Annotated in this window: 17 protein-coding genes, 2 rRNA genes and 2 pseudogenes (1 of these 21 cut by a window edge); 12 read left to right on the top strand and 9 right to left on the bottom strand. The window is 59.3% G+C overall.

Features of this window, described 5'->3' with window-relative positions; all coding sequences use genetic code 11:
• The first annotated feature begins 558 nt into the window (after positions 1–558).
• From HUK73_RS23070 to HUK73_RS23050, 5 genes are all read left to right on the top strand, one after another.
• The gene (locus HUK73_RS23070; protein ID WP_176594123.1) at positions 559–2,838 is read left to right on the top strand and encodes a winged helix-turn-helix domain-containing protein; all 2,280 of its coding nucleotides are present in this window, start codon (positions 559–561) and stop codon (positions 2,836–2,838) included.
• A gap of 59 nt (positions 2,839–2,897) precedes the next feature.
• Positions 2,898–5,291 carry a TonB-dependent receptor gene (locus HUK73_RS23065; protein WP_176594122.1) on the top strand — a complete coding sequence of 798 codons (2,394 nt, stop codon included), beginning with the start codon at positions 2,898–2,900 and terminating at the stop codon, positions 5,289–5,291.
• Between the two features lie 258 nt (positions 5,292–5,549).
• A complete protein-coding gene (locus HUK73_RS27310) occupies positions 5,550–6,521 on the top strand; it encodes a transferrin-binding protein-like solute binding protein (protein WP_176594121.1) in 972 nt (323 codons plus the stop codon).
• A 46-nt stretch (positions 6,522–6,567) separates the two neighbouring features.
• The gene (locus HUK73_RS23055) at positions 6,568–7,575 is read left to right on the top strand and encodes a hypothetical protein (protein ID WP_176594120.1); all 1,008 of its coding nucleotides are present in this window, start codon (positions 6,568–6,570) and stop codon (positions 7,573–7,575) included.
• A gap of 261 nt (positions 7,576–7,836) precedes the next feature.
• Positions 7,837–8,931 carry a surface lipoprotein assembly modifier gene (locus HUK73_RS23050; RefSeq protein ID WP_176594119.1) on the top strand — a complete coding sequence of 365 codons (1,095 nt, stop codon included), beginning with the start codon at positions 7,837–7,839 and terminating at the stop codon, positions 8,929–8,931.
• An 8-nt stretch (positions 8,932–8,939) separates the two neighbouring features.
• Here HUK73_RS23050 and HUK73_RS23045 read toward each other — a convergent pair whose 3' ends face one another.
• Together HUK73_RS23045 and HUK73_RS23040 are read right to left on the bottom strand one after the other, a co-directional pair.
• Positions 8,940–10,178, bottom strand: a complete 1,239-nt coding sequence (locus HUK73_RS23045) for a type II secretion system protein GspD (protein WP_176594118.1) — start codon at positions 10,176–10,178, stop codon at positions 8,940–8,942.
• A gap of 57 nt (positions 10,179–10,235) precedes the next feature.
• Positions 10,236–10,775: a hypothetical protein gene (locus HUK73_RS23040; protein WP_176594117.1), complete on the bottom strand. Its 540-nt coding sequence runs from the start codon at positions 10,773–10,775 to the stop codon at positions 10,236–10,238.
• Between the two features lie 300 nt (positions 10,776–11,075).
• Here HUK73_RS23040 and HUK73_RS26970 point away from each other — a divergent pair.
• Positions 11,076–11,227: pseudogene (locus HUK73_RS26970) on the top strand (integrase); the annotation flags it as partial.
• A 336-nt stretch (positions 11,228–11,563) separates the two neighbouring features.
• Here HUK73_RS26970 and HUK73_RS23035 read toward each other — a convergent pair.
• On the bottom strand, positions 11,564–11,806 hold the full coding sequence (locus HUK73_RS23035) for a hypothetical protein (RefSeq protein ID WP_176594116.1): 243 nt from the start codon (positions 11,804–11,806) through the stop codon (positions 11,564–11,566).
• A gap of 96 nt (positions 11,807–11,902) precedes the next feature.
• A complete protein-coding gene (locus HUK73_RS23030; RefSeq protein ID WP_176594115.1) occupies positions 11,903–12,160 on the bottom strand; it encodes a hypothetical protein in 258 nt (85 codons plus the stop codon).
• Between the two features lie 74 nt (positions 12,161–12,234).
• On the opposite strand from HUK73_RS23030, the gene HUK73_RS23025 reads away from it, so the two are divergent.
• Positions 12,235–12,726, top strand: a complete 492-nt coding sequence (locus HUK73_RS23025; RefSeq protein ID WP_176594114.1) for an NUDIX hydrolase — start codon at positions 12,235–12,237, stop codon at positions 12,724–12,726.
• 171 nt (positions 12,727–12,897) lie between these two features.
• On the opposite strand, the gene HUK73_RS23020 is transcribed toward HUK73_RS23025, so the two are convergent.
• Positions 12,898–13,080: a hypothetical protein gene (locus HUK73_RS23020; protein ID WP_176594113.1), complete on the bottom strand. Its 183-nt coding sequence runs from the start codon at positions 13,078–13,080 to the stop codon at positions 12,898–12,900.
• A 252-nt stretch (positions 13,081–13,332) separates the two neighbouring features.
• On the opposite strand from HUK73_RS23020, the gene HUK73_RS23015 reads away from it, so the two are divergent.
• The 3 genes from HUK73_RS23015 to HUK73_RS23005 all read left to right on the top strand — a co-directional run bounded on the left by HUK73_RS23015 (position 13,333) and on the right by HUK73_RS23005 (position 15,541).
• Positions 13,333–13,641, top strand: a complete 309-nt coding sequence (locus tag HUK73_RS23015) for a hypothetical protein (protein ID WP_176594112.1) — start codon at positions 13,333–13,335, stop codon at positions 13,639–13,641.
• 79 nt (positions 13,642–13,720) lie between these two features.
• Positions 13,721–14,179: an ABC transporter ATP-binding protein gene (locus HUK73_RS23010; RefSeq protein ID WP_255326509.1), complete on the top strand. Its 459-nt coding sequence runs from the start codon at positions 13,721–13,723 to the stop codon at positions 14,177–14,179.
• 78 nt (positions 14,180–14,257) lie between these two features.
• Positions 14,258–15,541, top strand: a complete 1,284-nt coding sequence (locus HUK73_RS23005; RefSeq protein ID WP_176594111.1) for an alginate export family protein — start codon at positions 14,258–14,260, stop codon at positions 15,539–15,541.
• 337 nt (positions 15,542–15,878) lie between these two features.
• Here the strand turns inward: HUK73_RS23005 and HUK73_RS23000 are convergent, their stop codons facing one another.
• Positions 15,879–16,181 (bottom strand): hypothetical protein, encoded by a 303-nt coding sequence (locus HUK73_RS23000; protein WP_176594110.1) that lies wholly within the window; start codon positions 16,179–16,181, stop codon positions 15,879–15,881.
• Between the two features lie 19 nt (positions 16,182–16,200).
• Positions 16,201–17,760 carry an NAD(P)/FAD-dependent oxidoreductase gene (locus HUK73_RS22995; protein WP_176594109.1) on the bottom strand — a complete coding sequence of 520 codons (1,560 nt, stop codon included), beginning with the start codon at positions 17,758–17,760 and terminating at the stop codon, positions 16,201–16,203.
• Between the two features lie 129 nt (positions 17,761–17,889).
• Here HUK73_RS22995 and HUK73_RS22990 point away from each other — a divergent pair.
• Both HUK73_RS22990 and HUK73_RS22985 read left to right on the top strand, forming a co-directional pair.
• Positions 17,890–18,601, top strand: a pseudogene (locus HUK73_RS22990) (YaaA family protein).
• A gap of 203 nt (positions 18,602–18,804) precedes the next feature.
• On the top strand, positions 18,805–19,071 hold the full coding sequence (locus HUK73_RS22985) for a helix-turn-helix domain-containing protein (RefSeq protein ID WP_255326508.1): 267 nt from the start codon (positions 18,805–18,807) through the stop codon (positions 19,069–19,071).
• Between the two features lie 137 nt (positions 19,072–19,208).
• Here the strand turns inward: HUK73_RS22985 and rrf are convergent.
• A 5S ribosomal RNA gene (rrf, locus tag HUK73_RS22980) occupies positions 19,209–19,323 on the bottom strand.
• A 118-nt stretch (positions 19,324–19,441) separates the two neighbouring features.
• Positions 19,442–21,581, bottom strand: a 23S ribosomal RNA gene (locus HUK73_RS22975); it runs 651 nt beyond the window's last position.

Raw genomic sequence — 21,581 nt, 5'->3', positions numbered from 1 at the left:
TTCTCGCAGCTGGTAAATCGAAAACGGCGTTTCGATAGTCGGCCAAGTCTCGCGGCCTCAGGCCGGCAAAGCCGACGGTCGGCACCTAAGCATCGAGCATCATCGCCTGAACGGCCGATTAGGGTCGGTTTGTTTGGGAACCACTCCTGTGTCTGGTTGCGACACATCATTGGGACATGGTAAAGAGCGCCATCGCGGATCACGCGTGGCGCTTTGCCGCTCTTGCTGATGAGGTTCGTGACGGTGCAGATACATCCCCAGGCCCGGGCCATGCCTGCTGTGCGGGCGGAAATTGCCCGTTCTACCGAGCCCGCCAAGAGGGATCGGCGCCTGAGTCATCATGGAACTATAATTCTATTCTCCTGGTGGGGTTCGACTGGGACGGAACAATTTCAACTTTCGATATAATGATAGAGTTACATCCGAATGAAAATTACCCAAAGATTGACCAAATTCATGTAATTCATGTGCCAGTTGAAGTGTTTGCGCTTCCGGCATGTGCTAATAGGGTATAATCCGTAGGGATTGTCCTCGCGGAGGGACGGAGGGATCATCTCGATGCCTGACGTTTCTGACGAGCGCTGGCAGATCGCCGATTTGACGATGGATGTCGGTCGCCAGCAGGTCATGCGTGCCGGTAGCCCAATCCCTTTGCCTCAGCTGTCATTTCGTTTTTTGCTCGCGCTGGTCCGCTCGGCTCCGCTTGTCCTGTCCGTAGATCAACTGATGGAGCAAGTCTGGAAAGGCATTTTCGTCAATGGCGAGACAGTCACGCAGCGGGCCAAGCTGCTGCGTGATGCCTTGGGCGACAATGCCAGGGAGCCACGCTATTTTTCCGTCAGGCGCGGCACGGGCTATCAGCTTATTCCAGAACCGATCCGGCTCGAAAATGGCAGCGGCGATGCGCATCGAGGGGAACGCCGCCGTAGACCGGTCATCATGGCTGCGGTCGCTATCGGCTTGATGGTCGCTGTCGGTCCATCGACGCTCACCATTTCGTCGGGCATAGCAAGCGCCACGGAGAACGGGAGTCCGCGCGTGGCGGTACTGGCGTTCGACAATCTGAGCAGCGACCCGTCCGACGCTTTCATCGCGCGAAGCATTCCGGAAATGGTGCTCGACCGCCTGTCCTCCGTTCACGGCCTGACGGTGATCGCGCGCGATTCCGCACTATTGAGTCCCGCCGCCACGGCCCCATCAGATGATGCGGCACGCCAGTTGCGCGCAGCGTTCATCGTGAAGGGTAGCGTCCAGCGCGTGGGAGATACGCTCAGGGTCACCTGTTTTGTTGTCGATGCCGGAAGACAAGCTCGCATCTGGTCGGAGCGGTTCGACTGGCCGGTTCGCCGCATCTATGCCTTGCAGGATCGGATAGCCGAACGTGTCGCAGTTTCGCTGGCGAGCCGCACGCCCCTTGGATCATTGCCGGAACCGCCGGCTGGCGATCGCAATGGCGACGCTTATCTGGCCTATCTGAAAGGCAAGTCGCTGCTCAGCCGCTTTACCATTTTGGAGGCCGATGCGGCGGCGCTTCAATTTGAACGAGCCGTGGCGCTGAAACCGGATTTCCCTGAAGCGCTGATCGCACTCTATGATGCGCGGATGCAGGCCGCCGACCTGCGCAAGGATGATCTTGCCGTGTCGCGCGCGCGCTTTCAGCCGCTGCTGGACAAGGCCTTGAAGGCCTATCCCGAGTCCGGGCCGGGCCTGTTCGCCAAGGCCATGTGGTCCGATGTCACGCCCTCGCGGCGCGAGATTCTGTTCAGACGCGCTGCGGAACTGGACCCCAGTAACAGTCGCGGCCTCACCGCCTATGCTGAATTTCTCGACCAGACCGCATTGCGCAACAAGGGATCGATTGGCGTCGAAGGAAAGGCGCTGGTCGATAGGGTCCTTGCGATCGACCCGCTTTCGCCACGGACCCGCTGGTGGGCAGTCCAGCGACGCTGGAGCGGGCAGACGCCAGAAGAGGTCGAACAGGGCCTTGCGCGCGAACTGGCGATCGACCCGCAAAATTATACGGTGGGTGAGCGTTATGCCTTTCGCCGGTGGATGTTCCATGGGCAATCGGCAGAGGCCATCGAACGGATCGAGCGTGTGATCCGGATCGATCCGCAAAATCCATCCGGTCCGCACTTTGGAGCTGCCTTTTATCTGGATGCGGATGATCCTGAAGCGGCACGGTCGCTTGCAGCAACGACACCGGCATCCCGTGATGCGTCGCGTATCCTTTTCGCGCAATATGTCGGCGACTGGCGCGCTGCGGGCGAAGCAGCCTATGATCGGCGGGGCTTCCTGTTCAACGCCTATCAGAACTGGAACTGGCCCGAGGCCGTCCGCGACCACGCGCTCCACACGAGAGAATATGATAGGGGTATCAAGGCGATTGAGTCCCATTTCGGCTTCGACCTCGAAAAGCCGCCATCGATGAGCATCGCGCGGATGCTAGCCGCGCCCGCACTGGCGCATCTTCTGCTGGCCAAAGGTGATAAGCCTGCCGCGATGCGCCTGCTCGCCGCAACGGTCCAGTGGATCGATACCCATCCCCGCTATGGCCTTGGCGGCTTCATGCGCTACCGGGCCGAGGCAATGATGCTTCTGGGCGACCACAATCAGGCGCTCAGTAATTTGCGGGCTTCGGTGGAGTCGGGGGATGATCTACGCCAGTGGTGGTATCTGGTCCGCTCCGAGCCCATCTGGGCGCCGGTCCATGCTGATCCGCGTTTTCAGGCCATCGCCGACCTGTGCAGGCAGGCCGCGAGGGTTCAGCGCGCGAAGCTCGATGTCCTGCGCCGTGCCGGAAAAGTGCCGGTCAGGCCAATGGACCGGCTGACCTGAATATGCGGGCGGGGGGGAGATTGTCAGGCGGCCTTCAACTGACCTTGTTTGCCGCCGCAATGATGGCGCCACCTGCCGGTGCGGAAGAGCGCGAGGCAGCGCATATTGTCGTCACTGCCCGGCGGCTTGAGGAGCGCTCGGAGGATGTACCGCTGGCGGTCGACGTCATTCCGGCCCAAAACATCGGTTCGGGCGGCGTGGATGGTCTACAGATGCTGGCCAATCATGTGCCGGGCCTGTCCTTCGAAGCCATTTGGGGCGGCGCCAATTCCTTTCCCGCCCTTCGCGGCCAGCAGCAGCCCAGTGCTGCCGGTGACAATGTCGGCATGTTTGTCGACGGCGTCTATCAGGCCAATCGGGACGCGACCGATATCGAGCCCCTCGACCTTGAGCGGATAGAGGTAGTGCGCGGTCCGCAAAGCGCCATGTTCGGCCACAGCAGCTTTGCGGGCCTCATCCATTATGTCCCTGCCCAACCGACCGAGGCGTTGATGATGAAGGGGACGGCCGAGGTCGGGACGGACGGCCTGCAGGGAGTTCGGGGCGTGATTTCGGGGCCGCTCAATGCCCTGTTCAAGATGCGTCTCGCCGCATCCGTCCGGGCAGCAGACGGAACGGTGGAAAATGGCGCGCGGCCCGGTCAGCCGCTTGGCAGCTGGCGGCGCTTTGCCATGGCGGCCAGCATTGCAACCCGCGATGACACGGGGCCATTAAGCGCCCAGTTGGCAATGCGCTATGCTATGGCCCGGTCAAACCAGCCGCCCTTCTTCACGCTCGACTATCATGATTTCAATTGCGGCAGCCGAGATCCAGCTTCGGGCGTATGGAGCTACTTCTGCGGGCGGGCGCCCGTCACCGGCCCTGTCGCCCTGTCGCCTGACATTCCCGACAGCCGCACGCGGACCGGACAAATCGCACTCCATCTGGCGCTGGATGCGGGCGAAGTCGAGTTGCGGTCCGACAGCAGCTACTATCGTTCACGGTCCGACAGCTTCAGGGATTTTGACGGCAGCGCCGATGGTGAAACCTATGGCGTCTGTCTGGTTGGCGTGAATTGCACCGGCATTGGCAGCCTGACGATCCCGGTGGTCCGGCTACAGCAGGTCAATATCGTGCAGAGGCGATCGCTATCGGCGCGGGAAATTTCCCAGGAGCTGCGGCTCATCGGGAGCGGGGAGCGCCGCCTTGGCTGGCAGGTCGGCGCGGAGATATTCTGGACGTCGGGCCGATTGCAGACCCAGCCGCCTGCCAGGGTCGCATATGGCGCCGAAACCGGTGGCTTGGCCGCGAATGAGCGGTTCAGCTCGCTCGTCCTGTCGAACCCGCAGCGCGTCGGCGCGCCCGCCGCCATCAATTCCGCCCTTGTCGATAATCCAGACACGCTCCAACTGGTCCAGAACGATTCGGTGGAGCGCCGCCGGACCATCGCTCTCTTCGCAACAGCCGATTATCATCTGAGCGAACCGCTGCGGCTTAGGGCGGAAGTTAGGATCAGCTGGGAAAGGGTCAGGATCGACAGCCGGATAGCCAATTTCGGCACCAGCTCCGGTACCGGCGCGGAAGCCAGAAATTTCCACTATGTCACGCCGCGGATTGGCGTCGACTATCGTCCAAAGGAAGGTTGGCTCGCCTTTTTGTCTTATGCACGGGGCGCGCGCTCGGGTGGGATCAATGCGGTGCCCAATCTTTTGCCGAGCGAGCGGACATTTGAACCTGAGACCAACTGGACCGCAGAAATGGGCGTCAAATATGCTGGTACTGGATTTATCCAATCGCTCCGAACGACCGTCTACGACATCAACTGGCACAACAGCCAGATATTGGGCCTGTCGAGCAGCCCCGGCGTCAACACGCTGATCCAGCGCAACACCACTGGCATCCATACCCAGGGGGTCGAAATCGATGCCGAGCTGGCGCCCGCGCCTTGGCTGCGATGGGATGTCGCCTATAGCTTCACCAATCCCCGGTTCAAGGCGGGCAGCGAAGATCCGGGCAGCAGTGCCTTTTGCGGCCTGAGCTTGGGCGTGACGACATCCAGTTTTTGTTCGCTCCGCCCGAGTCTGATCAACTCCGGCCAACTCGTGCCCGATATTTCCGGGAACAGGGTCTTTCGGGCAGCACGGACGAGTTGGACCTCCGGACTTGCACTGTCCCCCGCGTTCGGTCGCCGCTATGGCTTGCGGTTGCGTTTGTCAGCCAGCCATCAGGGCAATGTCTATGAACGCGCGATCAACGGCCTCTATTATGGTGAGCGGACGCTGGTAGATGGGGGGATATCCTGCAGTTTCGGTGCAGTATCAGTCGAGCTGTGGGGTACCAACCTTGGCAATGACCATTATATCCGGGTCGCGGCGGGTCGTCCTCCCACTTTCTATTTGGGAATTCCGCGCCCTATAGACCTCATCGTCGGTGAGGGACGACGGATCGGGCTGACCTTGCGCCTGTCCCACTGACGGCTCCAGTCGCGCCTCTTTGGCAAAGCTTCATTGTCAATTTGGCGGGCTTTCACGGACTTCAGGTGCTGACTGTGATAGCCAGTGTCCTCACCATCCGATGGGAGGACAGAAACCATGTCATCCTTTCCTGCATACCCGGCATCAACCCGCTTCGATCTGCTGATAGTGCGTGCCGTGGGGCTCATGAGTTGCGCCATACTGTCTGCTTGCGGTGGTGGGGAGGTCGCGTCGGTTCCGGCTCCTCCTCCAGGACCGGTGACCCCTCCCACGCCGACCCTTGTCTCGACCATGGGGGCAACAAGCCCTATCCCTTCACCTGCCACCCGGCCGGGAACCTATGACACGATCGCACTGATCGAGCATATCGGTGACCCATCGACGATCCGGTTGGCGGAAGCATCGGAAGTCAGGATAACAACTTATCAAACGACGCCGTCGTCGGACGATGTTGCCTACACAATCGAATTTGCCTCAACCGACCTGCCAGGAGGCAAAGCATCCCTCATCAACATCTTTCAGGGAACCACCGCCCATGAGGAATATCCGCTGAGATTTGGCGATAGGGCAACCATCACCGAGCACTATTCCGATGGCTCGGCAAAAGCCGCCATCGTCGAGCGCACGGCGGAAAGCAGTGATGAAAATTCGGAAGCCATTGGTTCCGCCAACCATTTGTGGCACACTCTGTTCTACAATATCGGCCTTTCGCACGTATCCCTGGGCGAATGGATGTGGCGGACGATCCGGCCGGATGGCGTCGTGACCGACGCGGGGCAAGCTTTCTTCGTGCATGGCGACCGGACACCGGTAGCGGAAATCCCTCTATCCGGGACCGCAACCTATTCGGCCGCATCGCTCGGCTTCAGCACGGATGAGGCAAATTGGAACTTTCCTGGACAAGGCGCCCCCGTTGCCATCGGGCTGACAGCGGATTTCGGCCAGCGGTCGATCGCCGCACAACTCGACCGTGAAGGATCGCTCATCGGCGATACTGTGGGCGGTTTTGTGGCCATTCAGAGCATCCACGCGCAGGGAACCGGACAGATCGCTTCGGCGGGCGACTTTTCCATTCCATTGACTGGGACCGTAGGCGACGTCGCGGCGACAGGAGCAATGGATGGGGCCTTCTTCGGCCCCAATGCAGAGCAGGTTGGTGGTGTCTTCACCCTTCAGCGTGATTCCGGTCCGACGCGGGTGAGCGACGCCTTTGTCGGCACGCGCAACTAAATGCTTCTCACCGGGAACCGCGAACATTCGTTCGGGGAGAAAGACAATGATTAGGAAACATCTCTATTCCGCCATTCTTCTGACCAACGTCATGGGCATCTCTGGCTGCGACGGTAGCGACGGCGGAGTGAACAGCATTGCAACGGCGCCGCCGCCGGCTGCGCCCTCTCCCGCACCTGCACCGGCAGTTGCCCTAGGCAATGAAGTCGCCCCACTGTCGGCAACTCCAAGCATGACGGCGAGCACCTACAGCACGATTGCATTGGTCGAACGGCACTCCGGCGCACCGGGATGGGCCCTTGAATCCCTCGAGCCGACAGTTTCGCCGGATCAGGTCCAGATCATGGTCGAACCTTCGAGCAAGACCTTCACGGTCCTGATCGATCCAGCCATTTCACCCTATACGCAAACGGTATTCACGCCGCAAAGTCCGACCATCACAGCCACTGCGCCGGGCGAGGAATTCCACCATCAACTCATCATCGGTCCGGGACTGAGCCACGTGTCGTTTGGCGCATGGTCGGGGTTCACCATCTCGACACGACCTGATGGCACGAGCTTTAGCAAGGATGATCCCACATTCATGTATTTCGTCTACGGGGACAGAACATCTCCGACGGATATACCAGTCTCGGGCATGGCAACATATGCCGCGAAAGTGGGCTGGTCCGACATGAACGGAGGAGGTTTTGGAGTTCCTGACTTTACATTGACCGCCGACTTTGGCGGGCGCTCGATCTCCGCGCTGTTCGATGTGTTACCCATTCTGGACTCTGACTGGTACGGCGGGAATTTCTACTCGCTTGGCTTCCACGCGAGTGGAACGGCGCCGATAAAGGCAACGGGCGATTTCGATATTGCGCTTGTCGGGACGCTGACAAGCAAAAGCGTGGATGCGTCAGTTGCTGACAAGCTCATGCCGATGACCGGAATGGTCAATGGCGGATTTTTCGGCCCCGAAGCTTCGCAAATAGGAGGCGTGCTTAAGTTCACGGCCGAAGATTTCTGGGGAGCAAAGACCGTCGGAGGCAACTTCGTCGGCGAGAAACACTGAACCCGAAGCGGTGATTTGTACGTGTGCCACGCGTCACATGTTTTGGTCTTCCTCGCCCTGGGGCTGGCATCTTCGGCGGATGCGCAAAGCAGTTTGCCTGCTGCGCCCCAGGCGGTCCGTCTCGAACATCTTTCGGCCGAGGAGGTCGTCGCGATCGCTGGGAAATTGATCGATGCCGGGCGCTATGGCGAGGCGCAAACGCTGCTCGACCGGCTTGCCACGGATAATGTCGGTGGCATCGAGCGTGATTTTCTCGATGGCATGATCGCCCTGGCGCGCAAGGACTATCGCAAGGCGGAGTGGATGTTCCGCAAGATCCTGGAAGACGACCCAAGCCTGGTCCGGGTTAGGCTCGAACTTGCCCGGACCTTGTTCCTCGCGGCGAAGGATGAGGACGCCGACTATCACTTCAGGCTCGCAATCGCCCAGCATCCGCCCAAGGCCGTTATTGCCAACATTGCCCGCTTCCGCGAGGCGATCCGCGCGAGGCGCGCCTGGCGTTTCAATGTCAACTTCGGCATCGCGCCCGACAGCAACATCAATTCGGCGACGGACAAGGAGCGGGTCGACATTCTTGGTCTCCCCTTCAAGCTCGATCCTGGCGCTCGCTCGCGAACGGGTACCGGCGTCATCGCCGGCGGCGATGCCAGCATCCGCCTGTTCCGCGATAGTGAACTGCCGCTTTACGTTGGGATCTACGGCCGAATGGTGCGTTATCCCGATCATGACTTCGACGACATCTACACCGGCGGCGAGGTAGGACCAGAATTCCGCCTTTCGGGCGGACGGCTGCGCGTGGCGACGACGGGATTGGAGCGATGGCTCGGCGGCAGGCGCCTCGTCACCAGCCTTGGCGGCAGGCTCAATTTCGACAAAGTGATCGGCGGCGAGTGGAGCCTGGAAGCCTCACTCTCGGCGCGGCACAACGGCTATGCGCGCCGCTCCGATGTGGATGGCTGGGATATCGAGGCCATCCTATCAGCCAACCATGCTCTCTCCCCTTCAGCGCTGGGCTTTGCCTATGGCTCGATCCAGCGCAGCATCGCCGAGGATCCCGGTCAGTCGAACTGGCAAGGTCGCGTCGGTTTGGGGGTTCTCAAGGAAATTGGCTGGGGCCTGCGTCCGCAGCTGGGTCTGGAAGTCGGCCGGCAGGTGAATGATGCGCCGCTCGCACTATTCAACGGAACCAGGCGCGACTGGCGGCTGCAGGTTTCGGCTAGCATCTACAAACGAGATTGGAACATCGCTGGCTTCGCTCCTTCACTGCGCGTTAGCTATAGCCGCTGCTTCTCAACCATTGACCTTTATGACCAGAAGCGCTTGCGCGCAGAGTTCGGCATCGCGAAGGCGTTCTGATAGCTGCCCTACCTGCATTCTTCTGCGCATGTCACTTTTCCTGCTTCATCGCGATTCCGCAAGATGTGCGGTGTCACGACAATGAAGAGGTCTCGTTTCGTCCGGCTTGTGTGCTCAGTGTTGAACAACTTGCCGAGCAGCGGAACGTCACCGAACAGCGGCAGCTTGCTGTGGTTGGCGATATTGCTCTCCTGGGTCAGGCCCCCGATCACGAATGTCTGCCCGTCACGCACCGTGGCCGAGGTCGAAGCTTCGCGCTGGCTGATCGTCGGGTAACCTTGGGAATAGCCGGTCACGCTCGAAACCACGGCAAACAAGTGCGAGGTTACGTAACCGTCTTCGCTGACGCGAGGGGCAATCTGCAAGGTCACGCCCACGTTCACATACTGCACCTGTTGCTGTACCGCGTTGACGCCCGAAAGCGCGATCGAGGTCAGGATGGGGAGCGCATCGCCGGTAACGATCTTGGCGGTGCCCCCACTTTGCGCGGAGATGCGCGGTTTTGAGACGATGCGCCCCTCGCCCTTGGCGATCTGCACATAAAGCGCGACCTGGAAGTTCGCGGTCACGCCGCCGCCTCGCGGTGTGTCGCTGAATCCCGGAAAGCCCTTCGAGAAGGTATAATATCCGGAAACGATCTGGTTATTGGTGTTGTTGAAATCGAGACCGAGGTTGTGCGCACCGGTCTCAGTCAATTCGACGAATTCGGTCTCCAGCACCACGCTCGCCACCGGCACATCGAGCTTGGCGATCGCGTCCTTGATTGCCGCCAGACGCGACGGCAGACCGCGTAGGATCACCGCGTTCAGTCGCCGATCGACGCCAATCGTGGAATCGACCGCGCGCCCGAGCGAATCGTTCGACTGGTTGAACCCACCCGAAACCGGGACAAGTGGCGATCCGGGCAAGTTGCCCCCGCTGCCATAATAACCCTGCAGCCCCGCCGAGCCGAAATTGGGTTCCTGGGGGCTGAAGCCGTCGTTCGGTCTGATCGTTTGATTGCCGGTGAGCAACCCCACGACCTCGCTCACATCTGCATATTTGAGCGGCACCACTTCGAATATCTCCCCCGCACCGGCGATCAGCCCTTGTGACACAGGTTCGATGGTGCCGCTGGCCTGGTTGTCACCCCCTGTCTGGGCCTGGAACCAACTTGGAATCGGCGGCGGAGTACCCGTAGCGTCGGATGTGGTGGACCACAGGGAAAGCAACGCCGTCGAAACCAGCAGGATGCGATGATGCGCCATGGCGATCGATGAGGAGTACGGCCCCGCCGTTCAGGGCTGGGGCCGCAACCACCCAAATTAGTAAGCGGCCACGCGCTGACCGGTCACTTGCCCAGCCAGATGTTGCAGCAACGCGCCGGTGTTAGGCTCGTAAACGTCGATTGTGAACGGACCGCTGTAGGTTGCACCGTTCGGATCGACGGTCACGTCCTCCTTGATGTTTACCTTCGCGTTCAGGGCTCCCGAAACGTCGTAGCTCAGCGCGAAATGGTTGAGGTGATAGCGGCGCGGGCCGGTTTGTTGCCACACACCCATACAGAAGTTCTGGGTTGCGGGCGCGCGGCCGCCGCTGTTCATCAGTTCGGTGCCATCGGAATGCCACTGGGCGTAACCAAAATCGACCTGGTTGCCGCCTGCGGTGAACTTCACCGCCCACATGCCGACGATCGATGCGGCGCCGTAATCGACCCGCTCCAACATATGGGCGTTCGATCCTTCGTTCCACGATGCGGGCTGCTTGCCCGGGATATCACCGCAACCAGCCCATGCGACCGGTACCGTGACAAGGGTGCCTAAGGCCATCAAGCCGACGAGCGAAGCTTTGAATGCACATTGCATGACCAGTCTCCTTGAAGTCACCGAATGAGGTTCTTTCTCCGGCACTACGACCAAGAATAGCAATATGACTGCTTGTTTACCGTGAAGCGCGGCCAAAGTGTTGACGAAGCGCTGCCAAAGAAACGCTTATTGTCCGGTAGCATGGTGCAGAATTATACCGATGTGCGCCGTATCTGACTCATGTTGGGTCTTTCCAAGCGACGGAAGTTTTCTGTGGTCCAGCATCGGGCGCGCTGGCGCCTGCCGGCCATCAATTTATCAGTGTTGGGTCGTTCATCGAAAAAGCCATCGGTCCGAACCCACATAAGCACAAGGCAATATGCCCGCCTTGCCGATGAGTGGGTCACGGGAATTGGCTTGCCCAGCGAGGATTTCGTATCCATTCTCTGAGGCGGACGAAGGCATCGATCATCTACAAGGCGACCGGGAATCTCCCTGCCGTGCAGATCCTGCCAGTGCGTACGCGCTCAATACAAAACCAGGCGAAAGCGAGCGGGAACCTATCACACCCCCCGAGCTGTACGAGTGCTTCGGCCTCGTGCGCCTGCCGGACTTGGCCGCAGCCCGCTGGGGGTGAAGGCGTAATGTCTTGTTCGAGAGCCGGATGCGGGAAACGGGCCGTCTGGCTAGCCCTACAGGCGCGCCGTACGACACCACGCCACTTGCTACCGATGGTCGCTGGGTAGTTTCTGCCCAGCTGTAGGGCATGGGAGGGGCCATTCCAGCATCGGCCATGAGCCTCGCCCCCATGCGGTCGGATATTTGTTGAAAAGCCGTGCGCGCTTCCCTTACGATAACGGTTGATGAAGATTGAAAAGATTGGCATACCTCTGGCGCGGCGTGTTGCGCTTGCCGCTCAAGATTTCGGTACCAAACGCCCAGACGCGCCGAGCATCAGTCATCTTCGGCGCGCGATAAACAGAGTGCAATTGCATCAGATCGACAGCGTTATCCGGCACGGTATTCCTTCCGGTATTGCTTGGCAGAAATTTAGAAGAAGCGCCGTTAGTCAGATTCAACAGCGGCGTCACTTGTGGGACGCATTGTGTCTGCAAAAATGCTCGGTCAAGGAACCGGGTCTTGCACGTAATGGGATTACAACAAGCAGTCGCATCCACCGTTGCAGGTTAACTTCGTGACTCAGAATGACCATCCTTTGAGGTAGAGCATCCCATGGTGCGGATTTGTTCGCTTTCAATCAAGTGACCACCCGTCTCGATCGAGTAGCGCCAAAGCTCGCCATCTGGATCGCTGAGCGCCGCCCGAACCATTTTCCAAAGTGCCCCTTGGCCGATCAGCTCGCGCTTCGGATCAATGCCCGATGCTGGCCCCGAAGCGTAAATCCTGTGCAACCGCGCGGACTGATCGCCAGCATAGTTCGGCACAGTGGTCCTCTCTTTATTTTTCTAAGATAGGAACATAGAAAAGCGATAACGATGACGCCTTGATGACAGGGCAAATGAATGAACAAAAGTCAGTCTGCGCGGCGACAAACAGGATGAGAACTCTCATCCAGATCGTCGCGCTATATCAGTCGGCGGCTATTCCCTATCGACATAATTCCTCCGGTGCATTGGAGGTGCTTCTTGTCAGTTCACGTCGCTCAGGGCGATGGGTTTTGCCCAAGGGCGCAAACAAGCGCGGTTTGCGTCCATACCAATCAGCCGCCCGTGAAGCATTTGAGGAAGCCGGAGCATTGGGCGTCATTAGCGCCTTTGAAATAGGGACGTACCGACAGCACAAAATACAGCGGAACGGCAATAGCGTCCCTATCTACGTGACCGCCTATCCGCTTTCAGTGCAATCGGTCTTGCAATCATGGCCAGAAATGTCTCTGCGACGCCGCCGTTGGATGACGATTGGGGATGCAGCTATAGCCGTGAGGGATACCGAGATCAGCGCCGTTCTCCACGCCTTCGGTGAAGCCTACAGCTTTGATGGTCTGGTATAAATATTGACTTAGGCGCAGTCCGTTTAGGCCTGCAAACTTCCGCAATCGGTTGATTTGGCGTGGGCAGCTTGGTTGAGGTGGAAGCTACCCGGCGTCAAACTCGGCAGCCAGAAAAGACCAATACCGATGACGCAGTTGGGGTAATTCTGAAACGAGCAGCGTCGCCGATCTCTAATGAATGGCAAAACCATCCTTGATCAACATTGCCTTGGCCTGAAACATGACGGCCTGCTCACGGTGCATGAATATCGTCATTTGATCGTCGCCACGCTCAAACGCTGCTCTGGCCTTGCTGGCTTCCTCTTGTGTCCGCTGAAAAAGATAATCGGCATCTTCTGACGCTATCATCATCATCTCCTACCGAGTCGTTGTCGGGCAGAGTAAGGCATATCCGCCATTGCCAAATACCCTTATTATTCGGCATCGCAACCGTTGGTCACTGCAGCCGAACGTTTCGGCTGATGGGATGTAGTCTACCCGGCAGTTCATTACCGCTACGCGCCCATTTCCAGACGGCTTCATGCGGGCCATATTGCCAGCGTAGATGAGCGCATCCGTTTTGTCGGTCGCGCGTTAGTTCTCTTGCCGAAACGAGAGGTGCCTAAAATGCCGGAAAACGCGGATCAGAAGAAGCTCCATTACGATCTGACAAATGTCGGACTTCGTGCGCAGGCGACAGCCGCCGGGCTGCTCCAGCTTTGCCGGGAGCTGCAACAAACAGGTGCGTTGGATAACAACGCCATCGACCGGATCAAGGGCGTGATCACGCACGAGATCATGGAGTGTGCACCACGGGCAATCAGAAAGGAGGCGATGCAACGAGAGGTTCAAGATCGAATTGACAGGTTGTTCGCGGCACAAGAACACCTCGGCCCGGGCGGCGAGGTGGCGTTTGGCCCCAGTGACGGCTCATAGTCGCTTCGTTGCAGCGGCAACGATTGCTTAAGCATCCGATTTTGATCGATTTCCGCTGAGCGGCTTTCTTCAACCGAGTATGGCAGCTTCCCTGAGTCGCTTGCCACCAAGCCGTCATGCGGGACACGGCCCCGGCAAGCGCCCTGGCGAACTGTCCGGCGGCATGAAGCAGCGCGTCGGCATCGCCCGCGCCATCGCGATGAACCCGCGCGTGCTGCTGATGGACGAACCCTTCGGCGCGCTCGACGCGCTGACGCGGGCGGCGCTTCAGGACGTGGTCATGGATTTGCAGACGCGGCTCAACAACACCGTGCTGATGATCACCCATGATGTGGATGAGGCGGTGCTACTGGCCGACCGGGTGGTGGTGATGACCAACGGCCCGGCGGCGCGGATCGGGGAAGACCTGACCATATCGCTGGCGCGGCCGCGCAACCGGCTGGAGGCGATCGACACGGCTGAATATGCGGAGGCGCGATCGGCCGTGATCCATTTCCTGCACGAACGCTACCGCAATCCGGCGACGCTCGCCGCCTGAACATCAGGACAATCCGGCTTGGAGGGGATGCTCTGAAAAGGCCCAGAAAAGCCATCGGGAGCAAATGAAGGGGGATTTATGAAGAAGGTTTCTTTCCTGTTATCGGCATCGGCCCCAATAATGGGGTTGGCCGCAATTGCGGCGCCGGCGCTGGCGCAGGATGTGGTGTTCAAGCCGATCGTCGAGGCGCGGCTGCGTTACGAGACGGTTGATCAGGCTGGCCCTGCGCCGCTCACCAGCAGCCAGGATGCCAATGCGGTGACGATGCGGTTGCGTGCGGGCGGAGAGATTTCCAAGGGGCCGTTCGCTTTCCTGGCTGAGGCGGAGGGTACGCTGGCTCTCGACAAGGATTATAATAGCGGCGTCAATGGCAAGACGCTCTATCCGATCGTCGCCGATCCGGAGAATGTCGAGGCCAACCGGGTGCAGATCCAGTACCGCACCAAGCCGCTGGTCGTGACCATCGGGCGGCAACGGATCAATCTGGACGATCAGCGTTTCGTCGGTTCAGTCGGCTGGCGGCAGAATGAGCAGACCTTTGATGCGGTGCGCGTCGAATATATGGGCGTTGAGAATCTGAAGGTCGACGTCACCTATGCGATTTCGGCGCGGACGATCTGGGGCATCGACGGCGGTAAATTCGGCGCGACCAACCGGCCGACGAACATCGACGGCGACAATGTCTTTGCCAATATATCCTACAAGACCAAGCTGGGGACGCTGACCGGCTTTGCCTATCTGGTGGACGAGGATGAGGCCGTCGTCGCGCTGCGACGGAACAGCAGCCAGACCTATGGTGCGCGTTTCATGGGCGTTCTGCCCTTATCGAAGAAGGTGAAGCTCAGTTATCTGGCGAGCTATGCGCGGCAGAGCGACTATGCGTCCAATCCGGTCCGTTATTCGGCGGACTATGTCGCGGCGGAGCTGGGTTTGGATGTCGCTGCGTTCAAGCTGACGGGCGGCTATGAATTGCTGGGTTCGGATCCGGGCGCGACCGGGATCGCGGGCGGTTATGCCTTCCAGACGCCCTTTGCGACATTGCACAAGTTCAATGGCTGGGCTGACAAATTCCTGACCACGCCGGGGACCGGCATTCAGGACTATTATGCCGGGGCAAGCTATGCCGTGCCCAAGATTGGCAAGGCGGGGCCGCTGGTGGCGTCCTTCGTCTATCATCGGTTCAACAGCGACCGGCTGTCGATCCATTATGGCGATGAATATGATGCGCAGGTGGCTCTGAAAATCGACAGGCATCTGAGCGCGCTCGTCAAATATGCCGATTATGAGCGCAAGGGGATCGCCAGCTATGCAGGGGATGCCGATACCCGGAAATTCTGGGCGCAGATCGACTATGCGCTTTGAACAGATATTGATCAAATGTAGGAAGCAGGTGGCGACATCGTCTGGGCGCCTTCCAGCAAGTAGAACCAGTCCCCTCCGCTTGCATTTTCATTCTGGATCGATCCGCTGCCAACCTCCTATTGCGTGCGCACATCCCCGACCACTTCTTCCGGCCCAAGGGTAGGCAACTACACACATGCTCTCCCCCACCAATGAAGTAGCCGGCCGATACTGTCCGCCATCGCGATAACGGACAGCTTGCTCCAGAGAAGTCAAAATAGGCGGCTGTATGACGGGGAAGAGTTGGCCGAAGCTTATGCTGGCTTTCGTCAACTGACTGACCAATTCTTGGCTTTGCTCAGCTGCCGCCGAAGCGCGCACTCGCTCCCGTCACCTCGTCGCGGGTCGCAGCCCAAGCTTCGGTCTCAATCCAAGAGGCATCGTAGCGGTGCCGGATACCCACCTCGAAAACCGCGATCAATTGATCATATAGGAGAAGGAAAGCGCTCTTCCGGGCCGGAACGGATAGCGCATTGCCCCATCCACTTGCGGCCGGCACTAATTCCCGTTCTGAAGACCAGCGGTTCATGCGAATATTCTCCCGATCAAGGATGCGGCCAACAGACCCTGAACGAGCAGCATCGGTCTTGCGAAAACGCAAGCGGAGGTTCTCCTCCGCTTCAAGCCATGACCGTAAGACTGGCCAATATCGCGGCGGCCGCCAGCCGGCCGGTCTGCGCGCCGCCATTCATATAGCCCGGAAAGGCATCGGACAGATGCTCGCCTGCAAACAGGATCGGTCCGGCTGCGGCCTGCTGCGTGACGCCGCTCTCCCCTTCCACCCATAAATATGGCGCAAACCGGCTGAGTTGGCCCGGCTTGAAGGTGGAATAGGCGCCGCGGGCATAGGGGTCCTTCCCCCAGGCGGTGCGCCGCATCGTTCGTGCGTTGAGGCCGGGCACAGCGGGCGCGATCGCGGCTTCCGCGCGCCGCAACATGGTTTCCGGATCGACCGCCATCAGCGCATCGACCTGATCCCCGCCAAAAAACCAGGTCAGGACGCCGACGTTCCCCGGCTGGCCCGAGCTGGCATCCCAGAATTCGGAGAATATGCCCGCTCCCCCCTTATCGACAGCCCAGGCCGAGCCTGCCGGTCCGGTGTATTTCTCCCAGACGCGTTCGGCATAGCCTGCGTTGATCTTCTCATTGCGGCCACATTCGATTTCTTCCACCACCGCCGCCCAGCCTTCAGTAAGCAGGCCGCGATAATCGATCGTGCGCATCAGCGGCGCCGGCACCGTGACAATCACGCGATCGACGTGATCGATCTTCCCATTGGCGAAGCGCAGATCGAGCCCGCCATCGTTCGGCGAGATCGAAACCAGTGCATGACCAGTCGAAATCCTGGGCATCAGCGGTGCGGACAGGGCCTTCACCACAGTGGATGATCCGCCCATCAGAATGAATCGTTCATCACTAAGAGAAATCAGCTCGGCGTGCCTGCCATCCACCACCGGCAGGTTGAACAGCAATTCGATCGCCGAGGCTTGGCCCGGCTCCGCGCCGAATTCGGTGCGGATCGTGGCCTCCAGCAGAGCGCGAATATGCGGCTTCATCAGCACGGTATGATTATCGAGATAAGCCGTCACCGACATGGCATCCAGCCTGGGCGCGACACCTTCATAATCGGCGTCAAGCGCTGCGGCATCCCTGCCGATCTGCGCGGCGATCGGACGCAGGTCGCGGATCAGGCTGGCATCGCTGATTACGCGCCCATCGGCGACATAGCGACTATGCGTGTACATCGGCTTGCGATCGATCAGCGGGATGCCAAAGCGCTTGGCGAGGCTCAGCATGTCGGCATGATCGCTATTGATCAGATTGCCGCCATCCTCGATGTTCAGCCCCGGTTCGGGCGCCTTGTTCGCGGTGAGCACGCGTCCGCCAAGACGGCCCCGTGCTTCATAGAGATGTGCGGCCACCCCTGCGGCACTCAGCGCGTCAAGCGCCGTCAGTCCCGCCAGGCCGCCGCCGATGATGGCGACGCGCAGGGAGGTCCGCGCGCGGCAGGGTGCAGGCCAGCCGGTCACCGGAATTGCGGCGGCCCCGCCCAGCACGGCAAGCATCCGGCGGCGGGTGATCCCTTCGTGCGATGGGATCGGGGGCGGCGCTCCCTGTTCGGCCAGATTGGCGCGGCGGGCCTGATTAAGCAGCCCCCATAACGGCCCGGAACCCCGCATCGATCACCCCCCTTGATTAGCCTGTCGGCAGTTTAGCACAATTGGAAGTGAGCACGAACACAGGGCAGTGAATGGCGGCCCGGGGCCGACGGTTTGACGCCCGTGCCTGCTATCGCTACCGGCTGCGCGATGATTGCCCTCCTGTCTCCCGCCAAATCGCACGATTTTGAGCGCCCCCTGCCCCCGCTTACCGTTTCGACACCGCATTTCGCGGAGGAAGTGCACGGCTCGCGCGATCGGCGGCGGACCTGACGGAGGAGCGACTGGGCAAGCGATGCATATCTCCCCGCGCCTTGCCGAGCTCAATGCGGAACGTTTCCGCGGCTTCCCCGACCTGCCCGAGCGACCAGCCCTCTAAGCCTTTGCCGGCGATGTCTATACGGGTTTCGAGGTGGATACGCTGGACGACGCCGGCATCGCTTTCGCGCAGAGCCATGTGCGGATGCTTTCGGGCCTCTATGGCCTGCTCCGGCCGCTTGACGCCATCCGGCCATACCCTCTGGAAATGGGCATGCGCTGGGCACCGGGCCATAAACGGCTGATCGATTGGTGGGGCGATCGCATCGCGAAGCTGCTGCGCGCGCAGCTCGCCGAAGAGGGATCAGGCATCGTGCTCAATCTCGCCAGCCAGGAATATTTCGCGGCCGTCGAGGGGAAGCTTGCTGGCGTCCAGGTGATCGAAATCGAGTTTCGCGAGCCTGGCCCGAGCGGCATGATGGCCCGCTGGCTGTGCGAGCATCATATCACGGACGCGGAGGCGATGCGGGGCTTCGACAGCGACGGATATCGCTTCGTCCCGGATGAGAGCGAGGCCGATCGTTGGCGCTTCACCCGTATATGAACCTGCGTTATCATCGGCGCTACAGCCGCATCGAGGGGGGCATAGAGCGTCGCCACCCGTCAACTATCGTATTTCCCTTTAACCCCTGACCCTTGGCCGCTACCTTATCGCCTCCTGTCCGAGGGGGGCAGGACGGCCCCGGCATCTGGTTCCCATAGCTGTCGGGGCCGCGTCCATCCTGATGTATGCGGAGCGCGGTCCGCATGGCGGCGGAAGTGATTTCATTGCGCCCCCGCGAGCGCATCGCTGCTCGCTTGATCGCGGCGGCTGGCGGCCACCACGAATCCATTCCGGGGCCAGCCCCGATCATCCGGCTCAGTCAAGAATTGCTTGGTGAAATGATCGGTGTCACGCGCAAGACGATCAATGTCCATTTGTCCGCATTCGAGCGGGACGGGCTGATTGAGGTTGGTTACGGGCAGATCACAATATGTGATATGGAAGGTTTGCGGCTTGTCGCAAACAGATGACCGAACGGGCATGGAGCACGACCGGTATCACCAGGATCCGCCCGTGCGCTGCTTGTGATACAAAAAAGGGCGGCCTTTGGGGCCGCCCTGTGTTTTTCTATTGTGATGGGTATTTGTATCAAAGCGCGAGCTGCAATGCCTGGCGACGCCCTACTCTTCCGGGGCTTGAGCCACAGTACCATCGGCGCAGACTGGTTTCACGGCCGAGTTCGGGATGGGATCGGGTGGGTCACAGACGCTATGGTCACCAAGCAATGAAGCTTGCGCTTTGGGTTTCAATCGATGTTTCCGTGCAAATTCGTATCTGGTCTGGGTTATCACCACATCGTCTGACGCTGGGGTATCCAGTGTTGTCATTGATGGTGGGACTCTCAGGCGCGATCAGAGCAATTAGGACCGGTTAGCTCCATATGTTACCACACTTCTACATCCGGCCTATCAAGGTCGTGGTCTACGACCGCTCGAAGAAATCTTATCTTGAGGGAGGCTTCCCGCTTAGATGCTTTCAGCGGTTATCCCGTCCATGCATAGCTACCCTGCTGCGCCCTTGGCAGGACGACAGGTACACCAGAGGCATGTTCAACCCGGTCCTCTCGTACTAGGGTCAACTCCTCTCAAATTTCGACGCCCACGGCAGATAGGGACCAAACTGTCTCGCGACGTTCTGAACCCAGCTCACGTACCACTTTAATTGGCGAACAGCCAAACCCTTGGGACCTGCTCCAGCCCCAGGATGTGATGAGCCGACATCGAGGTGCCAAACGATTCCGTCGATATGAGCTCTTGGGAATCATCAGCCTGTTATCCCCGGCGTACCTTTTATCCGTTGAGCGATGGCCCTTCCACGAGGGACCACCGGATCACTATGACCGACTTTCGTCTCTGCTCGACTTGTCAGTCTCGCAGTCAGGCGGGCTTATGCCATTGCACTCTAACAGACGGTTTCCAACCGTCCTGAGCCCACCATCGCGCGCCTCCGTTACTCTTTAGGAGGCGACCGCCCCAGTCAAACTACCCGCCACAGAGGGTCCCTGCACCGGATAACGGTGCGAGGTTAGACATCAGAAAACAACAGGGTGGTATTTCACCTATGGCTCCACTTGGGCTGGCGCCCAAGCTTCAAAGCCTCCCACCTATGCTACACAGTTCTTTCCTAATGCCACTCTGAAGCTGCAGTAAAGGTGCACGGGGTCTTTCCGTCTAACCGCGGGTACTCCGCATCTTCACGGAGAATTCAATTTCGCTGAGCATATCCTGGAGACAGTGGGGAAGTCGTTACGCCATTCGTGCAGGTCGGAACTTACCCGACAAGGAATTTCGCTACCTTAGGACCGTTATAGTTACGGCCGCCGTTTACCTGGGCTTCAATTCAGAGCTTGCACTCCTCCTCTTAACCTTCAGGCACCGGGCAGGCGTCAGGCCCTATACGTCGTCTTGAAGCCGACTTAGCAGAGCCCTGTGTTTTTGCTAAACAGTCGCTACCCCCTGGCCTGTGCCCCCCACAAAAAGTTGCCTTCATGTGGGGCCTCCTTCTTCCGAAGGTACGGAGGCAATTTGCCGAGTTCCTTCAGGATACTTCTCTCAAACGCCTTGGTATACTCTACCATTCCACCTGTGTCGGTTTAGGGTACGGTCTATACGGAGGGGCTATTTCCTGGGACAACTTCCCTGCCTGGACCAATCCAATAAGGCCAGACAAGTTACGCCATCCGTCACACACCTCCAGGCCCACGAATATTAACGTGGTTCCCATCGACTACCCCCTTCGGGCTCGTCTTAGGGGCCGGCTTACCCTGCTCAGATTAGCTTTAAGCAGGAACCCTTGGAATTTCGGCGACAGTGCATCTCACACTGTTAATCGCTACTCATGTCTGCATTCGCACTTCCGATACCTCCACGACCCATTACCAGATCGCTTCAACGGCCTACGGAACGCTCCGCTACCGCTCAGCTTACGCTGAACCCTAAGCTTCGGTGCACGTCTTGAGCCCCGTTACATCTTCGCCGCAGGATCTCTTATTTAGACCAGTGAGCTGTTACGCTTTCTTTAAAGGATGGCTGCTTCTAAGCCAACCTCCTGGTTGTTTTGGAAATCCCACATGCTTTCCCACTTAGACGTGACTTGGGGACCTTAGCTGTAGGTTAGGGCTGTTTCCCTTTTGACGACGGACCTTAGCACCCGCCGTCTGTCTGCCGGACTAGACTCGTTGGTATTCGGAGTTTGGTTAGTATTGGTAGATCTCGCGACCCCCGCAACCATCCAGTGCTCTACCCCCAACGGCAATCATCCGACGCTCTACCTCAATAGATTTCGCGGAGAACCAGCTATTTCCCGGCTTGATTGGCCTTTCACCCCTAAACACAACTCATCCGATAATTTTTCAACATTAAACGGTTCGGTCCTCCAGTGCGTGTTACCGCACCTTCAACCTGGTCATGCCTAGATCGCCGGGTTTCGGGTCTAATGCATCATACTCTGTCGCCCTATTCAGACTCGCTTTCGCTGCGCC

The sequence above is a fragment of the Sphingobium sp. EM0848 genome (assembly GCF_013375555.1).
Classification (GTDB): domain Bacteria; phylum Pseudomonadota; class Alphaproteobacteria; order Sphingomonadales; family Sphingomonadaceae; genus Sphingobium.
Note: the sequence above shows the minus strand (reverse complement) of the source record. Positions and strands in the feature narration are given on the sequence as shown.

What these genes read in the sequence shown, in the direction of transcription:
- HUK73_RS23070 (WP_176594123.1), top strand. Translation starts at nt 559, where the DNA reads ATGCCTGACGTTTCTGACGAGCGCTGGCAGATCGCCGATTTGACGATG.
- HUK73_RS23065 (WP_176594122.1), top strand. Translation starts at nt 2,898, where the DNA reads ATGATGGCGCCACCTGCCGGTGCGGAAGAGCGCGAGGCAGCGCATATT.
- HUK73_RS23055 (WP_176594120.1), top strand. Translation starts at nt 6,568, where the DNA reads ATGATTAGGAAACATCTCTATTCCGCCATTCTTCTGACCAACGTCATG.
- HUK73_RS23050 (WP_176594119.1), top strand. Translation starts at nt 7,837, where the DNA reads ATGATCGCCCTGGCGCGCAAGGACTATCGCAAGGCGGAGTGGATGTTC.
- HUK73_RS23045 (WP_176594118.1), bottom strand. Translation starts at nt 10,178, where the DNA reads ATGGCGCATCATCGCATCCTGCTGGTTTCGACGGCGTTGCTTTCCCTG.
- HUK73_RS23040 (WP_176594117.1), bottom strand. Translation starts at nt 10,775, where the DNA reads ATGCAATGTGCATTCAAAGCTTCGCTCGTCGGCTTGATGGCCTTAGGC.
- HUK73_RS23025 (WP_176594114.1), top strand. Translation starts at nt 12,235, where the DNA reads ATGAATGAACAAAAGTCAGTCTGCGCGGCGACAAACAGGATGAGAACT.
- HUK73_RS23020 (WP_176594113.1), bottom strand. Translation starts at nt 13,080, where the DNA reads ATGATGATGATAGCGTCAGAAGATGCCGATTATCTTTTTCAGCGGACA.
- HUK73_RS23015 (WP_176594112.1), top strand. Translation starts at nt 13,333, where the DNA reads ATGCCGGAAAACGCGGATCAGAAGAAGCTCCATTACGATCTGACAAAT.
- HUK73_RS23010 (WP_255326509.1), top strand. Translation starts at nt 13,721, where the DNA reads ATGGCAGCTTCCCTGAGTCGCTTGCCACCAAGCCGTCATGCGGGACAC.
- HUK73_RS23005 (WP_176594111.1), top strand. Translation starts at nt 14,258, where the DNA reads ATGAAGAAGGTTTCTTTCCTGTTATCGGCATCGGCCCCAATAATGGGG.
- HUK73_RS22995 (WP_176594109.1), bottom strand. Translation starts at nt 17,760, where the DNA reads ATGCGGGGTTCCGGGCCGTTATGGGGGCTGCTTAATCAGGCCCGCCGC.
- HUK73_RS22985 (WP_255326508.1), top strand. Translation starts at nt 18,805, where the DNA reads ATGGCGGCGGAAGTGATTTCATTGCGCCCCCGCGAGCGCATCGCTGCT.